General features: G+C 53.0%; 17 protein-coding genes and 1 tRNA gene. 6 read left to right on the forward strand and 12 right to left on the reverse strand.

Annotated elements, in window-relative coordinates; genetic code table 11:
* Nucleotide 1 precedes the first annotated feature (1 nt).
* Nucleotides 2–3,151, reverse strand: coding sequence for an Ig-like domain-containing protein (locus BM025_RS17600; RefSeq protein ID WP_085850749.1), 3,150 nt, complete (start codon nt 3,149–3,151; stop codon nt 2–4).
* A gap of 236 nt (nt 3,152–3,387) precedes the next feature.
* Nucleotides 3,388–5,829 (reverse strand): heavy metal translocating P-type ATPase, encoded by a 2,442-nt coding sequence (locus BM025_RS17605; RefSeq protein ID WP_085850748.1) that lies wholly within the window; start codon nt 5,827–5,829, stop codon nt 3,388–3,390.
* A 279-nt stretch (nt 5,830–6,108) separates the two neighbouring features.
* On the opposite strand from BM025_RS17605, the gene BM025_RS17610 reads away from it, so the two are divergent.
* The 6 genes from BM025_RS17610 to BM025_RS17640 all read left to right on the forward strand — a co-directional run bounded on the left by BM025_RS17610 (nt 6,109) and on the right by BM025_RS17640 (nt 10,968).
* Nucleotides 6,109–7,014, forward strand: coding sequence for a 2-dehydro-3-deoxygalactonokinase (locus tag BM025_RS17610; RefSeq protein ID WP_085850747.1), 906 nt, complete (start codon nt 6,109–6,111; stop codon nt 7,012–7,014).
* Between the two features lie 3 nt (nt 7,015–7,017).
* Nucleotides 7,018–7,623 carry a 2-dehydro-3-deoxy-6-phosphogalactonate aldolase gene (locus tag BM025_RS17615; RefSeq protein WP_085850744.1) on the forward strand — a complete coding sequence of 202 codons (606 nt, stop codon included), beginning with the start codon at nt 7,018–7,020 and terminating at the stop codon, nt 7,621–7,623.
* Nucleotides 7,620–8,471, forward strand: a complete 852-nt coding sequence (locus BM025_RS17620) for an SMP-30/gluconolactonase/LRE family protein (protein WP_085850743.1) — start codon at nt 7,620–7,622, stop codon at nt 8,469–8,471. The genes BM025_RS17615 and BM025_RS17620 overlap by 4 nt, the downstream gene beginning before the upstream one ends.
* Nucleotides 8,468–9,460 carry an aldose epimerase family protein gene (locus tag BM025_RS17625; RefSeq protein ID WP_085850742.1) on the forward strand — a complete coding sequence of 331 codons (993 nt, stop codon included), beginning with the start codon at nt 8,468–8,470 and terminating at the stop codon, nt 9,458–9,460. Before BM025_RS17620 ends, BM025_RS17625 begins: the two co-directional genes overlap by 4 nt.
* A 377-nt stretch (nt 9,461–9,837) precedes the next feature.
* A tRNA-Met gene (locus BM025_RS17635) sits at nt 9,838–9,914 on the forward strand.
* Nucleotides 9,915–10,131: 217 nt separating this feature from the next.
* The gene (locus tag BM025_RS17640) at nt 10,132–10,968 is read left to right on the forward strand and encodes a bifunctional allantoicase/(S)-ureidoglycine aminohydrolase (protein WP_085850762.1); all 837 of its coding nucleotides are present in this window, start codon (nt 10,132–10,134) and stop codon (nt 10,966–10,968) included.
* 9 nt (nt 10,969–10,977) lie between these two features.
* Here the strand turns inward: BM025_RS17640 and BM025_RS17645 are convergent, their stop codons facing one another.
* The 10 genes from BM025_RS17645 to urtA form a co-directional block, all read right to left on the reverse strand.
* Entirely contained in the window at nt 10,978–11,760 is a 783-nt protein-coding gene (locus BM025_RS17645) for a FadR/GntR family transcriptional regulator (protein WP_244515896.1), read from the reverse strand.
* Nucleotides 11,706–12,698 (reverse strand): galactofuranose ABC transporter, permease protein YjfF, encoded by a 993-nt coding sequence (gene yjfF, locus BM025_RS17650; protein WP_211753594.1) that lies wholly within the window; start codon nt 12,696–12,698, stop codon nt 11,706–11,708. Before yjfF ends, BM025_RS17645 begins: the two co-directional genes overlap by 55 nt.
* On the reverse strand, nt 12,695–13,729 hold the full coding sequence (locus BM025_RS17655) for an ABC transporter permease (protein ID WP_085850740.1): 1,035 nt from the start codon (nt 13,727–13,729) through the stop codon (nt 12,695–12,697). Before BM025_RS17655 ends, yjfF begins: the two co-directional genes overlap by 4 nt.
* A complete protein-coding gene (locus BM025_RS17660) occupies nt 13,726–15,243 on the reverse strand; it encodes a sugar ABC transporter ATP-binding protein (protein ID WP_085850739.1) in 1,518 nt (505 codons plus the stop codon). The genes BM025_RS17655 and BM025_RS17660 overlap by 4 nt, the downstream gene beginning before the upstream one ends.
* Before the next feature lie 103 nt (nt 15,244–15,346).
* Complete coding sequence (ytfQ, locus tag BM025_RS17665; RefSeq protein WP_085850738.1) at nt 15,347–16,300, reverse strand: galactofuranose ABC transporter, galactofuranose-binding protein YtfQ; 954 nt, start codon at nt 16,298–16,300, stop codon at nt 15,347–15,349.
* Nucleotides 16,301–16,570: 270 nt separating this feature from the next.
* Nucleotides 16,571–17,269 carry an urea ABC transporter ATP-binding subunit UrtE gene (gene urtE, locus BM025_RS17670; protein ID WP_085850737.1) on the reverse strand — a complete coding sequence of 233 codons (699 nt, stop codon included), beginning with the start codon at nt 17,267–17,269 and terminating at the stop codon, nt 16,571–16,573.
* Between the two features lie 3 nt (nt 17,270–17,272).
* Complete coding sequence (gene urtD / locus BM025_RS17675) at nt 17,273–18,013, reverse strand: urea ABC transporter ATP-binding protein UrtD (protein ID WP_085850736.1); 741 nt, start codon at nt 18,011–18,013, stop codon at nt 17,273–17,275.
* Nucleotides 18,010–19,242: an urea ABC transporter permease subunit UrtC gene (urtC, locus tag BM025_RS17680; RefSeq protein WP_085850735.1), complete on the reverse strand. Its 1,233-nt coding sequence runs from the start codon at nt 19,240–19,242 to the stop codon at nt 18,010–18,012. The genes urtD and urtC overlap by 4 nt, the downstream gene beginning before the upstream one ends.
* 4 nt (nt 19,243–19,246) lie before the next feature.
* On the reverse strand, nt 19,247–21,202 hold the full coding sequence (urtB, locus tag BM025_RS17685; protein ID WP_085850734.1) for an urea ABC transporter permease subunit UrtB: 1,956 nt from the start codon (nt 21,200–21,202) through the stop codon (nt 19,247–19,249).
* A gap of 73 nt (nt 21,203–21,275) precedes the next feature.
* Complete coding sequence (urtA, locus tag BM025_RS17690; protein ID WP_370738068.1) at nt 21,276–22,508, reverse strand: urea ABC transporter substrate-binding protein; 1,233 nt, start codon at nt 22,506–22,508, stop codon at nt 21,276–21,278.
* Nucleotides 22,509–22,706 lie beyond the last annotated feature (198 nt).

Genomic DNA, 22,706 nt, shown 5'->3' on the forward strand with positions numbered 1-22,706 from the left:
TTTAAGGAAGTACAACTTCGATATTTTCATCCACAAGCAACACAGCATCATCGCCCAACGTGTAGATATCATAGGCTTGGCCATCGACTTCGGTTTTGCCATCAAATTCTGCGGCATCTGTGAGAACGACGCGATCATCGCCGCCCCCGTGCACTGTGAGTGTGCCATCGTCGCCTGTCAAACGATCAAGGTCGGCATTGTTCAACGTCAACTCTCCCCCGTTGACGAATTGCAGATCAATTGCCCCAAGGTCAAAATCGCTCAGTCCCGCGTTATCGATGTCCACATCAAAGTAAACACCAGCAGGGCGTGACGACCCTGTGTCGAGCACGAACAGCGTACCAGAAGTATTTCCTGCAGCGTCTTCGGAAGACACAACAATCTGAGAACCATTTGGCACATCAGAGCCAAAGGACAACAATGTGTTGGCCCCAAGATCGACTTCTGAATCCACGGCGACCTGAGTGGCTTGACCATCTTCACTGACAGCAAAGACAGAAAGCGTGTCTGAACTTTCTTGAACCGCGACAGAACTGATGCCCTCAACGGAGCGGAAGTACCCTTCGATCATTGGCGCTTCGCCAAAGGTATCAATATCAAAGCTTGCAGTTTCAGTCGCGGTGTTGCCCGCAGCATCTGTCGCAGTGATAGAAACGGATGCGGAATATTCACCGTCAGGCAATTCACCTGGCGCATAGGTCACAGACCAGTTGCCAGCCGCATCAACGGTCGCTTCGTGCGTCACACCTTCGACGGTGACAAACACGGTTGATCCAGCTTCGACGTCACCGGTCAAGACCACGCCAGAGGTATTCATTTCCGTGGCATTGAAAACGCCGTCTCCGCCAACATTGCTGTCCATGGACAACTCGTTGACCAATGTATCGTAGGTCACAGTTTCATTCAGGGTCGCTGTGTTGCCTGCGGGGTCTGTGGAAGACACAACAATATTTGCAGTGCCCTCACCGCGCGGCAACGCACCACTGGGCACATCGATGCTCCACGTGCCATCGCTGCCTGCAGCCCCTGTGTAGCTTGCACCACCAATAGACACACGCACCGATGAATACGGCTCGACAGTACCAGAAAGCGTCAAACCATCGGCAGTTTCCGCAGAGTTCATCACCATGTCTGCGCCACCGATAGACGACGTCGTTGCAAAGTTGTCTACGAATGTATCGACCTGCACACCCGCGTTGACGCTCATGGTGTTGCCCGCAGTATCAGTAATTGTTGCGGTGACGGTGGAATCGTAATCACCGGGCGTCACTTCGGACGCAGCAAAGAGCACAGAAAATGTACCGGCAGATGAAGATTGAACAGTGTGAGACACCCCACCCAAAGTCACCTCGACATCAATGCCCGGTGTTGCAGTTCCTGTCACCCAAACGCCATCAGACGCTTCGACAGCGTTGATCACATTGTCGCCCTCGATCGGAGTGGCCGACAAAGCAACCGTGCCCGCAACTGTGTCAACGGTCACCGATGTAATTGATGTGGCAGTGTTGCCATATTCGTCTGTCGCGACAGCTGTCAGGGTCGTGTCATATTCACCCGCAGCCAGCGTGCCTGCAGGGTAGACCACAGACCATGTGCCATCAGTGCCCGCGACCGTGGTCAAAGTCGATGACCCTAGCGTCACAACAACTGTAGATCCCGCATCGGCAGTTCCAGTAAAGGCCAGTGGCGCGCCGCTTTCAGACAGGTTGACGATTTCATCCCCGCCAGAATGCCCTGCATCAATTGCAACACCAGCTTCGGTATCAATGTGGAATGTGCCCGAAGACGACACGACATTGCCCGCCGCATCCGTCGCAACAGCCGCAACAGTGGCATCGTATGTGCCGCTAGGCAACGTGCCCGCCTCATAAGTAGCAGTCCATGAACCGTCATCCGCGACCGTCACAGTCCGCGATACGCCCTCAACTGTTACAACAACAGTTGAGCCCGCTTCGCCCGTTCCCGTGATAGCCACGTCAGATGCAAGTTCAACACTGTTGACTGCGCCATCGCCCCCAACTGTGCCAGTGCTGATTGTCAAAGAGTTTTCAAGATCAACGTGTACATCATGCATGTAAGTCGCCGCATTGCCTGCTGCGTCTGTCACCGTCGCATGCACAATGGTGTCGTAAGTTCCAGCCGGCAAAGCATCGGCATCGAAAGACACAGTCCACGTGCCATCTGCGCCCACTGTGGTTTCGACCACCTGACCTTCGAGCGTAACACTCACAGTCGCGCCAGCTTCTGAGGTACCCGAAATTGTCAGACCATCGCTGGCTTCTTCGATGTTAACAACATCATCGCCTTCGACTGTAGAAAACGTCAGGTTTTCAGCTTCTGTATCGACAACAAGTTGATCGATCACAGTCGTGCTGTTTCCGGCCCCATCCGTTGCGACAATCGTGACATCTGTGCTGTACTCCCCCTCTTCCAGCAAAGAGCTGTCAAAGTCAGCGACCCACGCCCCAGTGTCGTCAACAACGGCAACGACCGTGACATCATCAATCGTAACTTCGACAGTTGAACCTGGTTCAGTCGTACCGACCACTGTCACCGTGCCATCGTTGTAATCGTCACCATTGACCATATCTCCGGCGCTTTCGACACCACCGGTAGCCGCCACATCGGGTGCTGTCGTATCGGGGCTATTGCCGCCGCCCTCTCCACCGTCCAACATACCAAGGCCAACCACACCCGCAGCGGCCGCAGCCGCGCCGGCGCCGCCTCCAAGCCCCAAAAGTGCTGGTGCAAGCGGAGCCACAACGGGCTCAACGCGCTCAAGGTCCAAGAAAACAAGCTGGTCGTATTCGCTCCACTTGCCTGTCAAATCAACGTCAGAGTATGTGGCGATCAATTCGCCATCTCCCATCACGTCCAATTCAACATGTGTCATCATTCCACGCTCAGACAACAATAAATCTTTGTCACCTTCGGCGAAATATCCCTCAAGAACAAGTATATTGCCGTCAGTTAATTTGACGATCAAATCATTGCCATTGCGTGTGTAATTATCGATCGCTGCAGAGGATGTATTTAATGATACGTCCTGCACGCCGATCATAGAAATTCTATCGGTCTTGTCGGAAAAAGAAAGAGTGCCCTGCTCGGTATTGCCAAATGAATCGCGGAGAGAAAATTGAATGTTAAACATAATACTAACCTACCCTAAAAAAAACTGCGGACATCTTTTTTGGTCCGCTTTTTTGTCGTTAACTGCTGGCAAATGAACTATACGCAATTCGAATCTGTGACTAGAGTCAAAATAGCCAAACTGCCACAAAAATGCCCTATTTCACCACTAAATAGCCGCAATTTTCCGGAAAAAACAGCAGATATGGTCCCAACCGCCACATCTAGCAACAAGATGTGGCCAGCCCAATTGACAACCTAATCATTAGAAACGACGCTTGAAAACCGGCGCAATCTCAATGCATTTGCAAGTACGAAAATAGAACTGAGCGCCATAGCTCCTGCCCCGAGCATCGGAGACAACAACACTCCAAAAGTCGGATACAGCGCCCCTGCAGCCACGGGGATAAGAATTGCATTGTACGAGAACGCCCAAAATAAGTTTTGCTTGATATTGCGCATCACAGCTTCGCTGAGCTGCAACGCGGTCAAAACCGCATGCGGATCGCCCGCCACCAAAACAATGTCAGCACTTTCAATCGCAATATCTGTTCCAGAGCCAACAGCAAGACCGACATCGGCCTCGGCGAGTGCGGGCGCATCATTGATGCCATCCCCGACAAAGGCCACGGAGCCATAGGTTTCACGCAGCGACTTGAGCGCCTGCGCCTTATCTGCGGGCAACACCTGAGCTCGCACGATATCAATGCCCAGCGCATGTGCAACCGTGCTTGCGGCCTCTTGCGTGTCACCTGAAATCATGGCGACCTTTATGCCGCGCGCCTGAAGTGCCTTGACGGTTTGTGCAGAGTTACCTCGAACCTGGTCAGAAATACCAAGCACCAAAGCGGGCACGCCATTCACAGCCATCAAAACAGGTGTTATCCCGCGCGCAGCCAAAGCCTGCACAGGTGCTTCAAAACCTGAAACGTCAACGCCCTCACCGGTCATTAGGCCCATATTGCCGATCAAAATGTGCTGCGCACCACTCTCGGCCTTTATCCCCAAACCGGTTAAAGGCGTCACTGTATCCACATTCGGTAACACGCCATATTCGGCCTTTGCGGCGCGCTCAATCGCGCGCGCAAGCGGATGCTCAGAATGGGCTTCAACAGCCGCGGCCAGCGGCAAAAGCGTTGCGGCATCGCCGTGTAAAACCATGAAGTCCGTCACCTCAGGACGCCCCTCGGTCAACGTGCCCGTTTTATCAAATGCAACAACACGCACGCCGCGCAAAGCCTGCAAAGCATCACCTTTGCGAAACAGCACACCAAGCTCCGCAGCACGTCCAGTGCCCACCATAATGGACGTCGGGGTCGCCAGCCCCATAGCACAAGGGCAGGCAATAATGAGCACACAAACCCCAGCGACCAGCGCGTGTTGCAGCACAGGGTCAGGCCCCCATATCGCCCACACCGCCACAGTGATCGCAGCAATCGCCATCACAGCCGGCACAAAGTATTGCGTGATGCGGTCCACCAAAGACTGGATTGGTAATTTCGCCCCTTGCGCGGCTTCAACCATGCGAATGATCTGCGCCAACTGAGTGTCGCTGCCAACACTTTCAGCGCGGTACACCAAAGCGGCAGCACCATTCACCGTGCCAGCGCGAACAAGCGCATCTTTGGCTTTCATCACGGGCACGGGTTCGCCCGTCATCATGCTTTCATCGACATAGCTTTCGCCACTTAAAACGATGCCATCCACTGCGATTTTTTCACCGGGGCGGGCATGAATAATATCGCCCTCGTTCAAGGCGTCGATGGGCAATTCAATTAAAGTATCGCCTTGCTCAACCCGTGCCGATTTTGCGGCAAGTCCAACCAAATGGCGGATCGCTTCGCCTGTACGCCCTTTAGCACGCGCTTCAAAATACCGCCCCAAAAGGATGAGAGTAGCAATCATACAAGCAGCTTCAAAATACACGAACTGCGCTGACGCAGGCAGCAGGTCAGGCACGAATGTGACCACGCTGGAATAGGCAAAAGCAGCCCCTGCCCCAAGCGCGACAAGTGAATTCATATCAGGTGCGGCATGCAAAAGCGCAGGCACGCCTTTGGTGAAAAACAACCGCGCGGGGCCGAGTAAGACAGCGGATGTCAAAGCAAATTGGATCAAGTGCCACAGACCAACAGGTACGCGTGCGGCAAACCAATGGTGAAACGGTGGCACAAGATGCCCCCCCATTTCGATGAGAAAAATTGGCAGCGTCAAAGCCAATGCAATAAGCATCTGCCGCTTAAGATGCTGGGCTTCATTCGCCCTGCGATCTTCATGCGTGCCACCGTCTGATAACGTTGCCGGATAGCCTGTGCCAGTGATAATATCCGCCACATCCCGCGGGGAAAGCTGCCCTGAAATCAAAGTCACCTGCACGGTTTGCGCCGCCAAATTGGCCGCAGCACGCAGCACTTCTGGGTGCTCCAAAAGCGCACGTTCAATGCGCCCCGTGCAAGACGCGCAACTCATATCGCTGACATCAAACATCAACGTTTCAACCTGCGCGGGATAGCCTGCGCGCGTTAGAACATCGGAAATTTTGGGCACAGTGGCGGGCGCATCAAAGTGCACCTCGGCTGTCTGGGTGGCCAAATTGACCTGTGCTGTCACGACGCCATTTAGCGCCAAAAGTGCTTTTTCAACACGCCCCACACATGACGCACAGCTCATTCCCTCAACACCCATTCGAACGTTTTGCATTGAATTCACCTCTTCGCCGTATTTGAGTTCACCGCACTTTAGGGCCCAAAAGCACCTCACAGCACAAGACTATATATGGGCACGAAAGACACATCCCGCAATGTGGCAATTGACGCGCCCCAAAGCAAAGCGCAAACAGAAAGGTGACACCACCAAATCACACAAAATCTTCCTGCTTTTGCACCTCTGCGCAACTTGCCATTGCATCGTAGACGGCAGTTGGTAATAACATATTTGCAAAAAGTACGACTTATTTAGATCGCTATTAGGAGACCTCCAATGAACACCGACTGGATTGCTGTTGACTGGGGCACTTCCTCTTTGCGCGCATGGGCCATCGACGCACAGGGTGCGACACTTGACACAGCACAGTCCACAAAAGGTATGGGCACGCTCGCCCCCAGCGAATTTGAAGCCGCCCTTTTGGAACTGATCGAACCTTGGATCAAGGGCAGCTCAGCCAACGCACCCATGCAAATCATCGCTTGCGGTATGGTCGGTGCGCGTCAAGGCTGGATCGAGGCGCTTTACGCCAAAGTGCCCAGCTTGCCCATCAGCGCAACTTTGACCAAAGCCCCCACCCAAGACCCACGACTTGATGTGCAGATTGTCCCAGGGCTGTCACAAAGCACGCCAGCCGACGTGATGCGCGGTGAAGAAACCCAGATCGCAGGATTTCAAGCACAGTTCCCAAAATTCGATGGCATCATTTGCCTGCCCGGTACCCATACAAAATGGGCCCATGTCAGCGCGGGTGAAGTTGTCTCATTTCAAAGCTTTATGACAGGCGAAATGTTTGCGCTTTTGTCCAAGCACAGCGTTCTCAAACACAGCTTGCGGGATGGCACCTGGGATGACACAGCCTTTGACGATGCCCTGGCCGACACCCTATCGCGCCCTGAAAAACTTGCATCCAAACTGTTCACCTTGCGCGCCGAAGACCTGCTCAAGGGGTTAGATGGCGGTGCGGCCAAGGCGCGACTGTCAGGGCTTTTGATTGGCGCTGAACTGGCAGCCGCAAAACCCTATTGGCTGGGCCAAATGGTGGCATTGATCGGCGACGACGGATTGACCGATCTCTACGCTTCGGCCCTCAAAACACAGGGCATCATCGCCCAACGCACCAACCCTACAGACATGACACTCGCGGGCCTCAAATCTGCCCGCGCTAGCATTTTGGAGTAACCTATGAGTCGCCCTCTTATTGCCATTCTTCGCGGAGTAACCCCAGCCGAAGCCACCGACATTGCTGGCGCCTTGATTGACGCTGGCATCGATCGGATCGAAGTGCCTTTGAACTCACCCCACCCCTTTGACAGCATCCGCGCCATGGCGACTGCTTTTGGCGACGACGCCCTGATTGGAGCGGGTACAGTTTTGACATTGTCAGATGTCGCGCAGGTGAAAGCGGCAGGTGGCGCATTGGTCGTATCCCCAAATGCAGACCCCGAAATCATTGCAGCGACCAAGGCACATGGCATGCAATCTTTTCCGGGTGTTTTAACGCCAACAGAAATGTTCTCAGCGATCAAAGCTGGCGCAGATGGACTAAAGATCTTCCCTGCATTCAAGCTTGGTTTGGATGGGTTTAAAGCCGTCAAAGCTGTACTGCCTCCACAGGTTCCAGTGTTTGCCGTTGGCGGTGTTGGACCGACAGATTTCAAGGCTTGGCTCGATGCTGGTGCCGCTGGCTTTGGCATGGGATCGGCGCTTTATGCACCGGGTTTCACCGCGAAAGACGTCTCAGCCCGTGCGCGTGAGATGGTTCAAGCCTATGATCAGGCCACAGCATGACTTATACCGTTTACAGCGAGACAAAATGCGCATTGGGCGAAGGCCCTTTGTGGCATCCAACGCGCAACCAATTGTTTTGGTTCGATATCATTGGCATGTGCTTGCACACCAAAGTAGACGACGAACAGATCACTTGGCAGTTTGATGAACATGTCTCTGCCGCAGGTTGGGTCGATCACGACACATTGCTTATGGCATCCGAGACCTCTTTGTCTAAATTTGACATCGAAACCGGCGACACAGAATTCGTCTGTTCGCTTGAAGCGGACAATGATCTGACGCGGTCAAACGATGGGCGTGCTGATCCCTATGGTGGGTTTTGGATCGGCACGATGGGCAAGAACGCAGAACCCAAAGCGGGCGCGATTTATCGCTACTACGATGGCACCCTGCGCAAGCTGGTGGACAACGTCACCATCACCAATTCGATCTGCTTTTCGCCCGATGGCAAACACGCCTATTACTGTGACACGGTGACCGATAAAATCATGCGTATTGCGCTTGATCAAGACGGCTGGCCCGAGGGCAAAGCAGAGCTGTTTATCAAAGGTGCCAACCATCCAGACGGATCAGTTGTCGATGCGGAGGGCAACCTGTGGAACGCGCAATGGGGCAGCTACCGCGTCGCTTGTTATGCCCCAGACGGCACACTGCAACGCTACGTTGACGTTGGCGGATTGCAAAGCTCTTGCCCCGCATTTGGTGGGCCAGATGGCACGACCCTGTTCGTGACCACAGCACAACAAAACTTGCCCCCTGAGGCGCTCGAAAAAAGCGATCTGCACGGGCATGTATTTGCCGTAGAAAACGTTGCCAAAGGCCAACGTGAACATCAGGTCATCCTATGAAACACCCCTTTGGCACCACCCAAAACGGACAGCCGATCGAAGCAATCACACTGACGGCTGGCGATTTAACGGCGACCATTTTGACGCGCGGCGCGGTGTTGCAAGACGTGCGTTTGAAAGATGTGCCCTATAGCCTAACTTTGGGCAGCGATGATGCGCAGGCCTATGACGGCACGCTCAAATACTATGGTGCCTTGGTTGGCCCTGTCGCCAATCGCCTGTCCAAATCAGAAGCGCTTCTTGACGGTAAGGTGCTGAAGTTACAAGAAAACGAAGGCACAACATCGCTGCATGGCGGACCAGATGGCATGCACGCCGACGTCTGGCGCATCACGGATCAAACCACAAACAGTGCGACGCTTGTGCTTGATCTGCCAGACGGCAAAGGCGGTTATCCGGGCAATCGTACGATCACCGCGCGCTTTACAATCACTGCGCCAGCTCAATTGACGCTTGAAATTTCGGCCACAACAGATGCGCCAACTTTGATCAATATCGCCAATCATTCCTATTGGAATTTGGATGGGACCCGCTCTATCTCGGGACATGTTCTGACCGTGCCTGCCAATAGCTATACGCCCATCGATGCGCTGAGCATTCCGACAGGTGTGGAACCGGTTGAATGCACAGGATTTGACTTGCGTGCAGGGGCAAAAATCGGTCTGTCTGATGGCCAACGCATCGATCACAATTTCTGCTTAGACGGCGATGAGGGGGCGCTCAAAACCGCCGCCACATTGACGGGCAAAAGCGGCGTATCTCTTACACTTGAAACCACCGAAATTGGCCTGCAAGTTTTTGATGCAGCGCCGATATCTTCTGGCGATTTCATTGGTCACACCGGCGCGCCCTATGGCGCATTTTGTGGTGTCGCTTTAGAGGCCCAGCGCTGGCCAGATGCCCCCAATCAAAAGGGCTTTCCATCCTGCGTTTTGCGCCCCGAGGACACCTATCAACAGACCACCCGCTGGACGTTTTCACGCCCCTAAATCACGCGGCCTTTATCGCCAGTTTTCGGGGCAATTTCCGCGCCTAAACCTGTGCCAAAAACAGCGTATGCGCCTCGTCGGTTTTGTGTATGGCATCTGTCAGCTATGTGTCAGCTCTCTGTCGGGCACTGCGCGGCTGGGCGGGATTGGGCAAGCATCCCTTTTGTACGACCCTCACAACAGCGCCCCCATCGGTTGGGGCGCTGTTTGCCATTGGAGCCCATTCAAACGGCGGTCAAAGCATCGCCCAGCATCCGCCTGTACCACTGGTTCGCAGCCCAAACCACGACACAAAAAAAGAAATGCGGGCCGAGCGGTAAAAGTCTCCGATTCTCTCTTGACCCTGCCAATGTGACGGACTACTTACGCGGCACTTCGGCGGAGTAGCTCAGTTGGTTAGAGCAGCGGAATCATAATCCGCGTGTCGGGGGTTCAAGTCCCTCCTCCGCTACCATATATCCCGATCTTCGGTTGATATATGGTAGAGATGCCCCAAGCCCCTTTTAAAATCTAAAACCTACGATGTAAGTGGTCTAGGATTTGATGTGTTATCAGGACCAGATAACCAGTGCTTTCAAATTATTGCGAAAGGTGCTGCTTTGCAATCTGGGCTGGTCAGTGCGACGGCACGTCTTATAGTTGATGCCAAGCCACAAGCACGAGGAACGCGCATGTCACCAAAGTATTTTGCCCCCACTGGCGGGCACCCTGGGCAAGAGCAACTCTTGACGGATCGTGCCGTATTTACGGATTCTTACGCCGTGATCCCCAAAGGGACCATGCGCGATATCGTGACCAGTTTCTTGCCCTTTTGGGACGACACGCGCCTTTGGGTGATCGCGCGTCCGATGAGTGGATTTTCGGAAACCTTTTCGCAGTACATTATGGAAGTGACCCCCGGCGGCGGCTCTGACAAGCCCGAACAAGACGCGGGCGCAGAGGGCGTGCTGTTTGTCGTTGAAGGGCAAGCCACGCTGACCATCGACGGCACAGCGCACGTGCTGGACGCTGGCGGCTATGCGTTTTTGCCACCCGCGACCAATTGGACCCTGCGCAACGCCTCAGACGACATGCTGCGGTTCCATTGGATTCGAAAAGCCTATGAAGCGGTGCCCGGATTGGCGCATCCCGAAGTGATCATCGCAAATGAAAAAGACATCGCGCCCACCGTGATGCCAGATACGGATGGCAAATGGGCGACGACACGCTTTGTCGACCCCAACGATTTACGCCATGACATGCACGTCACAATCGTGACGTTTGAACCGGGAGGTTTGATCCCGTTCCTTGAAACCCATGTGATGGAACACGGGCTTTATGTGCTTGAAGGCAAAGCGGTTTACAGGCTGAACAGTGATTGGGTCGAAGTCGAAGCTGGTGACTATATGTGGCTGCGCGCCTTTTGCCCGCAAGCCTGTTATGCGGGCGGTCCCGGAAAATTCCGCTATCTGCTGTACAAAGACGTCAACCGCCACATGAACCTGCGTCCGCTGTCTGGGTCAAAGTAGGGTCTGATTTTATACAGATCCCGTGCGCAAACGCGTTCTGGCGAAACTGTCACTGATCACATCGGTCATGGCGTTGCGCGCCTTCACGGCTTCGCCAGACGCGATGGCCATTGCGATTTTTTGATGCTTCAGAGCGACGTCAGATTTGCTATCGGGAAAGGCGTCGTTGGCCTCTGTCATAAACATGGAATACAACGCGGTTTGTACCATGTCGCCCAAAGAATGCAAAAACCGATTGCCTGATAATTTCAAAATGTGTTTGTGAAACTCGTAATCCGCGATGGCAAAGGTCGCGCGATCTGTCGCAGTGGCCATGTCTTGGCACAGCTCGGTCAATCGTGCGCTGTCTACGGAATTTGCCAGCGTCGCTGCTTTGGCCGCCGCAGCAGGTTCAAAAATCAAGCGAATTTCAAACAGCTCTTCGTAGAACTGTGTCGGGTTTTTCTGCGCAGCATGCCACAACAGCACGTCTTCATCGAACATGCTCCAATCGTCGGAAGATCGCACATGCGTGCCCACCTTGGCCTTGGATTGGATCAGCCCTTTGGCGATCAGCGTTTTCTTGGCCTCGCGCACCACTGTACGCGACACGCCAAACATCTCGCAGATATCAGGGTCCAGCGGGATCATTGTGTGCGCTGGATATTCACCAGACACAATGGCACGGCCAAGCTGTTCAACGACGAACATTGTATGGTTCGACGCCTTATCGCCCCGCGGCCCAGAATGGACGAAATTCATGATTGCGCGATGAAGCCAGTCGCCGCCTTTTTGCGTGCCGTCGATGCCCAAGTCAGCCCCTTTTGCAAAAGTATAAACGCGAAGAGCAACCCACCGATGACAATCTTAGTCCACCAGCTTGAAAGGGTGCCGTCAAAAACAATATAGGTCTGGATCAGCCCCATGATCAGTATACCGAAAAATGACCCTGCGACAAAACCATAGCCTCCGGTCAACAACGTGCCACCGATCACCACCGCCGCAATGGCATCCAGTTCAACACCGACAGTCGCCAACGAATAGCCTGCTGACGTATAAAGGGAAAACACGATCCCTGAAAGCCCAGCAAGCCCGCCCGAGACCGCATAAATCCCGATTGTGGTCGAGGCGACAGGCACCCCCATCAATCGCGCGGCCCCTGCTCCGCCCCCCAAGGCATAAACATTTTGCCCAAAGCGGGTGCGGTGAGCGACCAAAGCCCCAACGATAAACGTCAAAACCATCACAAACCCGATCAGTCGAAAACGCCCTCCGCTGGCCGTTTTCCAATACATCGATTGTAACACGTCATAGAATTCGTGGGTGATAGATACGGAGTCGGTCGATAGCACATATGCGGCCCCCCGCGCCAAAAACATACCCGCCAACGTGACGATAAAGGCGGGCATATCCAAGTAATGGATCGTTGCCCCCATCGCAGCTCCAAAGGCCGTGGTGATCACCAACACCAACGCAAAAGCAGTCAGCGGATGCAAGGATGTATCGCGCAAGATCACGGCCAAAAATACGCCGGTGAATGCGATGACAGAACCGACAGACAGATCAATACCGCCAGAGAGAATGACAAAAGTCATGCCAACCGCGACAATCCCGAGAAAGGCGTTATCTGTCAGTAAGTTGGCCACAACACGCCAAGACAGCATCGTGGGATATTGCGACGCGCACAGCGCATAAGCCAACACAAAGGTCAGCAGTGTGACGATGAGCGGAAGATGGGTTGATCGGATCATCGTTTAAGTTCCTTTGCAGGGTTTGGGCGATCCACTTTGGCAGGTGGCGTCGAGGCCCGCAGGATATAAATTATATGGCTCACTTTGGGGGATTGGATCACCAAAATGGCTAAGATCAATAAGGCTTTGATCACCAAATTAAACTCTGGCGGCATGCCCGACAGCAAGATGACGGAATTGACCGATTGGATGATCATTGCGCCCAGCAAAGACGCGACGATGGAAAACTTGCCGCCCAACAATGAATTGCCGCCAATGACCACGGCAAGGATGGCATCAAGTTCCAACCACAGGCCCGCATTGTTGGCATCTGCGCCCTGAATATCAGCGGTGACAATCACCCCCGCCACTGCCGCGCCGATGCCTGACACGACATAAACGCACAACAGTAAGACGCGTGAATTGATCCCCGCGAGGCGAGACGATGCTTCGTTGATGCCAATCGATTCAATCAGCAATCCCAATGCAGTACGGCGTACCAGAAAGGCTGCAAAGCTGCCCAAGCTGAGCCAAATTAAAATCGGTGTGGGTATGCCAAGCACGGTGCCAGCACCCAAATGGATCAAACCTTGGTCTAAAAACGTCAGGATCGTGCCTTCTGTGATCAACTGTGCAATGCCGCGCCCCGCGACCATCAAAACCAAGGTCGCAACGATCGGCTGAATGCGCAAGAATGCAACCAAGATGCCGTTCCAAGCGCCGCAAAGTGCCCCAACAGCCAACGCGCCCATGACGGCCGTGGTCCAATGTTGTCCCTCGACCACAAGCGACGCGGCGGTCGCGCCAGCAATGGCCATCACGGCCCCGACGGACAAATCGATGCCTTTGGTGGCAATCACCAATGTCATGCCAACACACAAAAGCGCGGTTGGCGCACCACGGTTCAGCACATCGATGATGTTGCCAAACAGGCGACCATTTTGGAATTTAACTGTGAAAAAGTCTGGCAAAACCAGCACATTCAGCAAAAGAACAATCGCCAAAATAATCAACTGCGGCGTGATGCGTTTGAGAAAAGGGGAACGGGTCATTGAAGGGCCTCGTGACGTGTTTCAGCGGCAATCGCTTTGATGATATTGACCGATGTAATGTCTGCGCCGACCAGTTCGCCGACTTGTTTGCGGTCACGCAAAACGATCACGCGATTGGCATAGGCGACGAGTTCTTCCATCTCGGATGAGGCGACCAAAAGCGCCATGCCATCTTGTTGTAATCGCCCGATCAGCGCGATGATTTCAGCATGAGCACCGATGTCGATGCCCCGTGTTGGCTCGTCTAAGATCAAGACATCTGGGTCCGTCGCAAGCCACCGTGCCAACAGCGCTTTTTGTTGATTACCACCTGACAAAAGACGGATTGGCACATCCAAATTGGCCAAACGAATGTCCAGCGTGCGCACATAATGTTCGGCTATTTCATCGACCTTGCGACGTGGAATTGGTCGCAGCCATCCTTGCCGTGCCTGTAGCGCCAATACGATATTGTCGCGCACACTCAGATCGCCAATGATGCCTTCTGTTTTGCGATCCTCAGGACACAAGGCAAACCCATGCGCCACGGCATCGCGCGGGGACGTGACCGAAATGTCTTTGCCGTTCAGCTTCATTGTGCCGCTGTCGGCGCGCACCGCCCCAAAGACCAGCTTGGAGGTTTCCGTGCGGCCAGAACCCAAAAGCCCAGCCAAACCAACGACTTCGCCTTTGCGGATTGTTAGGGAAAACGGGTCTAACATACCGCTTTTGCCTAGGCTTTCGATCTGTAAAAGCGGCGCACCAACGGCAGCAGATTTCGCAGCACTGGGCGCTGTGTCAAGCTGACGCCCCAGCATCAATGTAACGATATCGCGTTGTGACACATCTTTTAAAACGCGAGAGCCAACAACCTGACCATTGCGCAAAACGGTCGCGCGATCGCACAGGTCAAACACTTGATCCAAGAAATGCGTGATGAACACAATGGCGATCCCGCGGCTTTTCAATTGGCGAATAACCGAGAACAACAATTTGACCTCATCAAGGTCGAGACTGGCCGTTGGCTCGTCTAAAATCAGTACTTTACCAGACATTTCGACAGCGCGTGCAATGGCAACAACTTGCTGCACAGCGACCGAATACGTGGACAACGGTTGGGCCGGATCAATGTCGATCCCGAACCCTTTGAGGGACGTACGCGCCGCCTCATTCATAGCGCGCCGCGCAACAAACGGGCCGCGCATAGGTTGGCGGCCAAGGTAAAGATTTTCAGCGACAGTCAAGTTTGGCAGCAAGTTCACTTCTTGGTAAACCGTGCCGATCCCAAGACTTTGGCTGTGATTGGTGGACGTCGGATCAACAGTTTGACCATCCAGCATGATCGCGCCGCCATCACGGCGATAAACCCCTGTAAGGCACTTGATCAGCGTCGATTTTCCGGCACCATTTTCACCAAGAAGCGCGTGGATTTCGCCACGGTGTAGGGTCAAATCCACATCATCAAGCGCGATCGTGCCGGGGAAAAATTTCGAAATGCCCGTTGCGTGCAACATGGGCAGACTGTCGTTGGTCATGATATTATCCTTGCCGTCGCAATGTGTCGACTGGACCCGCGCGAAAACAGGCGCGGGTCCAGTCAATGCAATGCGATGAACGGGTCTGTGTAAAGGTTAGGCTTTAGTAGCCGAGACCTTTTTTGACCTCATAGATCGCCTGATTGTCATCGGCAGCGGTGTACAAACGCGATTCTGTTTGGATCCATTTTGGTGGAACAGTCCCGTCAGCAAGATAGGCCGCGAGCGCATCTAGTGCAGGTCCGGCCATGTTTGGTGTCAGTTCAATCGTGGCATTCATTTCACTGTTCGCAATCGCAAGGTGCGCATCAGGAACAGCGTCGATGGCTACGATTTTGATGTCCGTGCCAGGTTTCAAACCAGCCTCTTTGATGGCTTGGATCGCACCAACAGCCATGTCATCGTTGTGCGCATACAGAGCACAGATGTTGTCGCCGCCTTCAGCTTTCAGAAAGCTTTCCATTACGACTTTGCCTTGCGACCGCGTGAAATCACCCGTTTGCGAACGCACGATTTCTAAGTTGTCATGACCAGAGATCGCATTCTCAAAACCGGTTTTGCGATCAATTGCAGGTGACGATCCTGTGGTGCCTTGCAGTTCAACAATCCGGCAATCTGCGCCGGCCATATCATCGACCAACCATTGGCCAGCAACTGAACCTTCGTGCACCAAATCAGAGGTGACAGCGGTCAGGTACAGATCGTCAGGCGCATCCACGGTGCGGTCGAGCAATATGACGGGAATGTCCGCGTCTTGTGCTTCTTCGAGCACTTCGTCCCAACCTGTGGCCACAACAGGAGCAATCAAAATCGCATCAACGCCTTGCGCGATAAACGACCGCAAAGCCGAGATTTGGTTTTCTTGCTTTTGCTGCGCATCAGCGAATTTCAACTGGATGCCGCGGGCCGCGACTTCTTGTTTTGTGACGGTTGTTTCAGCAGCGCGCCAACCGGATTCAGATCCGATTTGCGAAAACCCGATGGTCAGATCACTGGCCGCAGCCGCGAAAGGCATTAGCGCAATTGCGCTCGCCAAAAGTGTTGATTTAATGTTCATAATTTCCTCCCAAAAATTCTATATCGCTATTAAGTATTACTTTATTATTTTTGTAAAGAGACTTGTGAAGCCAAACATTAAAGTGATTAATTATTTATATTTTTCAATGCATTAAACAAAACACCCCCAGACACCCAGGCGAATCTACGAGACGCAAAGGTGTAATCTGAGGGTGCTTTAGTGTTGATAGAACCATCTTACGCATGCACTCATAGCTTGCGTAAAACAGGCAAATGCGTGGGTGATAAATCTTAAATATAAGGGCGAAAGCTACGCGATGCGAAAGACTTTGGCGGCCTCTTCTTTGGTGATGTCGGCTTTGTCATGGGTGGATGTCACGCGCCCGCGTTCCATGAACACCAACTGATCCGCTAGGTCATAAGCGAATTCAAAATACTGCTCAACAAGCACAATCGCCATGTCGCCGCGATCACGTAGCAAAGCAATGACGCGCCCGATTTGTTGGATGATGTTGGGTTGAATGCCCTCAGTCGGCTCATCAAGCAACAAGAGCTTCGGCTTGATGATCAACGCACGCGCGATGGCCAATTGTTGCTGTTGTCCACCAGACAAATCGCCACCACGACGGTGCAAGAAATCTTTGAGAATGGGGAACAATTCAAACACCTCATCGGGGATGTGATGTTCGGATTTCGGCAGGCAGGCAAAGCCCGTCTCTAGGTTTTCTTTCACCGTCAAAAGCGGGAAAATCATCCGCCCTTGTGGCACCACGCCCACGCCCTTTTTCGCAAGCACATCAGAATTGGCGCGACCAACGTCTTCACCGTCCAGCATCATGGTGCCGCTAGAGCGCGGATGCGCACCACAGATCGCTTTGAGCAGGGATGTTTTACCAACGCCATTGGTCCCCATGACACAGGTGACCTTGCCTGCCTCGGCCGTCAAAGCCACGTCATGCAAAATTTGCGAGCCACCATAATGCAGCGATAGGTTTTGAACATCGAGCATAGGTTATCTCCCCAAATAAACGTCAATGACGTCTTGGTTTTTTGTAACGTGATCCAGCGCGCCTTCGGCCAAAACAGACCCTTCGTGCAGCACAGTGACTTTGCAATCCAAACGACGAATAAATTCCATGTCGTGTTCAATCACCACAACTGCGCGGGTTTTGGCCGCTTCTTTCAATATGTCGGTGGTGTGTTCGCGCTCGCCCAATGTCATGCCTGCTGCGGGCTCATCGACCAGCAAAAGTTTAGGGTCTTGCGCCAACAGCATGCCGATTTCCAACCATTGTTTTTGACCATGAGACAGCTCGCCTGACTTGCGCATCAGTTCTTGGGACAGGCCGATAGTTGAGGCCAACTCATGAACCTTGTCATTGTCTTTGGTCTTGGGGCGAAAGAACAACACAGCCAAAGGTGAACGGTCATTGCGCACAGCGATCATCAGATTGTCAAAGACGGATTGATCTTCGAACACTGTCGGGCGTTGAAACTTGCGGCCAATGCCGATGCGCGCAATTTTGGCCTCGTTCATGCCGATCAAATTGCGTGACAGATCCCCCCACAGCACTGAGCCTTCATCGGGCTTGGTCTTGCCTGTGACGATGTCCATAAAGGTGGTTTTTCCTGCACCGTTTGGCCCAATGATGGCGCGCATTTCGGCGTGCCCGATTGAGAACGACAGATTGTTGATGGCTTTAAATCCGTCAAAAGACACCGAAATTCCTGAGACTTCTAAAAGCTGGCTCATTTTTCAGCCTCCTCTTCACGCAAAGACCCTGCATCGGGGCCAAGCGGCGCGCCCTTGCGGCTGGGGGCCAAACGCCCTGTAAATAGGTCGACCAAGCCACCAATGCCTTTGGGGGCAAACAAAGTAACCAAAACAAAGGACAGTCCCAGCAGAACCTGCCACCAATCAACCCATTTCACGACGTAAAACCCAAGGTTGATATTGGGCGCCTGCCCGCCCGTGAACCATGTAGACACGAGCGAGACAACAACAGCGCCAATGACAGCACCATAGATGCGGCCACGTCCGCCAATCGCGACCCAAACGGCCAGATAAATCGAGGCAATAGGCGCGATTTCAGCAGGGTTGATGATACCAGCTTGCGGATAATAAAGCGCGCCACCGATGGCAGCCATGATCGCGGTGAGAACGAAGACAAACAGTTTGTAGCCCTCAACAGAATAGCCCAAAAACCGCACGCGTGCTTCGTCATCGCGGATACCACGAATGACCGAACCGAACTTGCCAGAGACGACAAAGGACGTTGCGATATAGGTGAGCGCCAGCGCCAACGCAGACCCCCAAAGGAACCAGATCGATATGACGCTTTGCGGAATATTGTCAGCACCGGGCAAGTTTTGCAGGCCTGATAGACCGTTATTGCCGCGCAAACCGCTGTCGTTTTGGAAGAGGTACAAAGAAAGTGCGAGCGTCATGGCTTGGGTCAAGATCGACAAGTAAACGCCAGTGACGCGCGAGCGAAAAGCAAGCCAGCCAAAGACCAATGCCACGAGGCCTGGGACCAAGACGACCATAAACAATTGCAGCACAAGACTGTCTGCAAACATCCAAATCGCGGGAAAATCTGAAGACCCGACAACACCGAATATCTGTGACCCAATCGCATCTGATAACTCGGACGCTGTGGGGGGGATCGGCGCTGAGGCCATTGAATTCACAACGATAATTTCGGTGCGCGCATACATCAGCCACATACCAATCATGTAACCACCCACGCCGAAAAATGCGAAGTGACCGAGCGATAGAATGCCTGTGTAGCCCCAAACCAAATCCATCGCGATGGCGACCAGAGCCAGACAAAGCGTCTTGCCGAGCGTTTTGACGAAAGACGTTGAAACCAGTCCTGATCCGTAGGCTTCGGACATCAACGTGACGCCAAGAGTGAACAGAGCCAAGAGGCCGAGGAACACCAACAATGACGGGTTTTTCATAAAGAATGAGTTTTTCATGTGATCAATCTCCCGCCGCGCGACCTTTGAGGGCGATGATACCCTTGGGCCGGAACTGAATGAAAATGATGATAAAGACGATCATGTAAGTTTGCGCCGCCAAGGTGTTGGACGGGTTCAGCCATTCGATGCCTTTTTGAAGGAAACCGATGCCCAGCGCGCCCAAAAGCGTGCCCCAAATATTGCCGACACCGCCGACAACAACGGTCATAAACGACTGCACGATATAATCTGCGCCCATCTCGGACGTCACTTTAGCGTAAAGTCCGATGGCCACGCCAGCGATGCCCGCGATCCCAGAACCAAGCCCAAAAGTGAGCATATTCACGCGATCAGGATTGATGCCCATAGAGGCTGCCATTCTCGGATTTTGCGTCACAGCGCGGGTTTCAAGACCAAGGCGGGTTTTCTTCATGATGAACAAAAACACAGCTAGGAAAATGCCTGCGAGGACGAAAATTGCGATGCGGATATATGAAATCGCCAGCACATCATTGAACACCAGAGCGCCATCGAGCCAAGCCGGAGATGTCAGTGGGCGGGCCTGCGTGCCAAAGATGTTTTTGGCGATTTGTTGCAAAGCGATAGCGACCCCGAAAGAGGCCAAAAGTGTTTCTAAAGGACGATTATACAACCACCGAATGATCAAGCGCTCCATCGCCACACCCGCGGCAAAAGTCACCATAAAAGCGGCAGGAATAGCGACGATTATGGATAGGGTGTAATCAGGAATGATCTGCTGCACGACGTAGCCCGTGTAGGCCCCCATCATGATGAATTCACCATGCGCCATGTTGATCACGCCCATCACGCCAAAGGTGATGGCCAGACCAATTGCAGCGAGAAAATAGATCGAAGCCAGCGACAAACCATCAAGGGCAAGATCCAATGTTTGGTTAAGACCCACAGCCCGGTCAATGGTTTTAAGCGTGGCTTCAGCTGCATCTGTGACGGCTTTCGATGACTCGTCGTACACCTCGACAAAGGCTGCGGATTTCACTGCATCGGCCTCAGAAAACCCTGCGTCCCATGCGGGTACGGTGCCTGCTTCGGCCAGCGTTTGATAGGCGCGGTCACGAGCATCTTGAGTGTTCAAATCGGCCACGGCAACACCACCGACTTTGCCATCCACAATGTTTGCGGCCAGAGCGTCTTTGCGTTCAGACACGGTGGGTTGTGCTTGGGTAACACCCGAGGCAACCAACATGTCAAAGGCATCAGACACGGACAAAGCATCAGAACCTGCAATGATTTTGCGTTTGATGTTGGCTGTTTCAGGCAAGCTGTCTTTGAGGGTTATTTTCGTACTGAGAACGGGATTCAAGGCCGCGCGGGCCTCAAGCGATAGGGCGCCATTGAAACCTTGGATCGCGGTCACACGCGCCGCATCATCTGTGTCGTAGGAAATGGTCAAAAGGCGCTCGGTGACCTCTTTGAGGGCTTTGATGTCGGGATCGGCCTCTGACGCAATCGATGCGCGCAAGGGGGCCAAATGCGACGCTTCGCCATCACGCTGAATGGCCAAAATCGCTTCTTGTCTGCGCACTGGGTCGGGGTCGTTCAACTGGAACTGTACCAATGCAGCACCGATCATAGCGCGAATGCCTGAATTGGGTTTCAATTGGTCTAAGTCAGCTTTGGCGATGTCACCCAGAGGTGTGCCGCCTTCAAAGGCAAAAATTGTGTAAGTCTTTGAATCCACTTTCTCAGCATAGAAAAATTGGCCATCCGATTTGCGTTGCCACATATCTTTGGATTGCCATTTTTGCAAAACAGTTTGCGCAGAGGGCAGACCAGAGGCCGCGATGGCGTCAATGGCGGGCGCAATGGTTTTGCGTGACGATTTTTCGATAGCTTCGCGGTGCTCTTGCAAGACATCTTGGATGTTCGCATCCTGCGCCTGAGCAGCAAGACCAAGCGTCATGATCAGCATGAAGACAACTGAGAGAAAACGGATCATAGGGTGAACTTTTTATGAGAGAAAAGGGCGGCAAAAGCGCCGCCCTATGTAAGTGTGTTTGGTGAGCCGAGGCTTAGTAGTTAGATTTCAACTGAACACATGTTTTGGTTTCAGTGTTGTACATGCCACATCCGAGATCTTTCCAATCGGACATAAGAACCGCAGATTCAGGCAAGAAGTCTGTCCATGCATCGCCTGGCACTTCGGTTGTTTGTGAGATGATGTCGAATTGACCGTCAGCTTGGATTTCGCCGATCAGGACAGGTTTCGCAAGGTGGTGGTTAACACCCATCACCGCTGTGCCGCCTGTCAAGTTCGGGAATTCTTGGCCGTACATTGCTGTGCGCACTGCATCGACATCAGTTGTGCCGGCAGCTTCGGCAGCGTTCACCCACATGTTGAAGCCGATGTAGTGTGCTTCCATTGGGTCGTTTGTGACGCGCTCTTCGCCCATGCGTGTTTTCCACGCTGCGATGAATTCATCGTTAAGCTCGGATTCAGCTGATTGGAAGTAGTTCCAAGCGGCCAAGTGACCCACAAGGTTGGATGTATCTAGGCCTGAAAGTTCTTCTTCGCCCACTGAGAAAGCAACAACAGGAATGTCGTCAGCAGAGATGCCTGCGGATGCCAATTCTTTGTAGAAGCCGATGTTTGCATCACCGTTGATTGTTGAGATAACGCCAACTTTTTTGCCATCAGCGCCAAGTGCCACAACGTCTGCGACGATTTTGGACCAGTCAGAGTGACCAAATGGTGTGTAGTTTACAAAGATGTCTTCAGCCGCGATGCCTTTGTCTTTGAGATAAGACTCAAGGATGTTGTTTGTTGTGCGTGGGTAGACATAGTCTGTACCGAGCAGTGCGAATTTTTCAACACCAAGCTCGTCGAGGAAATAGTCAGTCGCAGGAATAGCTTGCTGGTTTGGTGCAGCGCCTGTGTAGAAGACGTTTTTCGATGACTCTTCGCCCTCATATTGAACAGGGTAGAACAACAAGCCGTTCAACTCTTCGATCACTGGCAAAACAGATTTGCGTGACACGGATGTCCAGTTGCCGAACATCACGTCAACGTCGTGCACGGTCAAAAGTTCACGCGCTTTTTCTGCAAAGAGTGGCCAATCAGAAGCAGGGTCAACCACCACAGCTTCAAGTTCACACCCTAGAACGCCGCCTTTGGCATTTTGTTCGTCGATAAGCATCAACATAACGTCTTTAAGTGTTGTTTCAGAGATTGCCATGGAGCCGGACAAAGAGTGCAAAACACCCACTTTTGTCGTACAGTCAGCCGCCAATGCGCCCGATGCCATAGCAGTTGTCGCGAAAAGGGCAGAAGCCAATGTAGCTTTGAAATTTAGTGTCAAGTCCATCATCCTTTTTGGATGCTGTAGGCATGCGGTCTCGGCTCGCAAAATTGGCGAGCGCCCTGGAAGTCTTCCATTTAAGGCTTGAAACGCGTACATTCCCCTAGCAGCGTTAATCAGTTGCATTCGTGTGGTGGTGGCGAC

Origin of the sequence: Pacificibacter marinus (genome assembly GCF_900109555.1) — a bacterium.
Classification (GTDB): domain Bacteria; phylum Pseudomonadota; class Alphaproteobacteria; order Rhodobacterales; family Rhodobacteraceae; genus Celeribacter; species Celeribacter marinus_C.

What these genes read in the sequence shown, in the direction of transcription:
- BM025_RS17600 (WP_085850749.1), bottom strand. Translation starts at nt 3,151, where the DNA reads ATGTTTAACATTCAATTTTCTCTCCGCGATTCATTTGGCAATACCGAG.
- BM025_RS17605 (WP_085850748.1), bottom strand. Translation starts at nt 5,829, where the DNA reads ATGCAAAACGTTCGAATGGGTGTTGAGGGAATGAGCTGTGCGTCATGT.
- BM025_RS17610 (WP_085850747.1), top strand. Translation starts at nt 6,109, where the DNA reads ATGAACACCGACTGGATTGCTGTTGACTGGGGCACTTCCTCTTTGCGC.
- BM025_RS17615 (WP_085850744.1), top strand. Translation starts at nt 7,018, where the DNA reads ATGAGTCGCCCTCTTATTGCCATTCTTCGCGGAGTAACCCCAGCCGAA.
- BM025_RS17620 (WP_085850743.1), top strand. Translation starts at nt 7,620, where the DNA reads ATGACTTATACCGTTTACAGCGAGACAAAATGCGCATTGGGCGAAGGC.
- BM025_RS17625 (WP_085850742.1), top strand. Translation starts at nt 8,468, where the DNA reads ATGAAACACCCCTTTGGCACCACCCAAAACGGACAGCCGATCGAAGCA.
- BM025_RS17640 (WP_085850762.1), top strand. Translation starts at nt 10,132, where the DNA reads ATGTCACCAAAGTATTTTGCCCCCACTGGCGGGCACCCTGGGCAAGAG.
- yjfF (WP_211753594.1), bottom strand. Translation starts at nt 12,698, where the DNA reads ATGATCCGATCAACCCATCTTCCGCTCATCGTCACACTGCTGACCTTT.
- BM025_RS17655 (WP_085850740.1), bottom strand. Translation starts at nt 13,729, where the DNA reads ATGACCCGTTCCCCTTTTCTCAAACGCATCACGCCGCAGTTGATTATT.
- BM025_RS17660 (WP_085850739.1), bottom strand. Translation starts at nt 15,243, where the DNA reads ATGACCAACGACAGTCTGCCCATGTTGCACGCAACGGGCATTTCGAAA.
- ytfQ (WP_085850738.1), bottom strand. Translation starts at nt 16,300, where the DNA reads ATGAACATTAAATCAACACTTTTGGCGAGCGCAATTGCGCTAATGCCT.
- urtE (WP_085850737.1), bottom strand. Translation starts at nt 17,269, where the DNA reads ATGCTCGATGTTCAAAACCTATCGCTGCATTATGGTGGCTCGCAAATT.
- urtD (WP_085850736.1), bottom strand. Translation starts at nt 18,013, where the DNA reads ATGAGCCAGCTTTTAGAAGTCTCAGGAATTTCGGTGTCTTTTGACGGA.
- urtC (WP_085850735.1), bottom strand. Translation starts at nt 19,242, where the DNA reads ATGAAAAACTCATTCTTTATGAAAAACCCGTCATTGTTGGTGTTCCTC.
- urtB (WP_085850734.1), bottom strand. Translation starts at nt 21,202, where the DNA reads ATGATCCGTTTTCTCTCAGTTGTCTTCATGCTGATCATGACGCTTGGT.
- urtA (WP_370738068.1), bottom strand. Translation starts at nt 22,508, where the DNA reads ATGGCATCGGGCGCATTGGCGGCTGACTGTACGACAAAAGTGGGTGTT.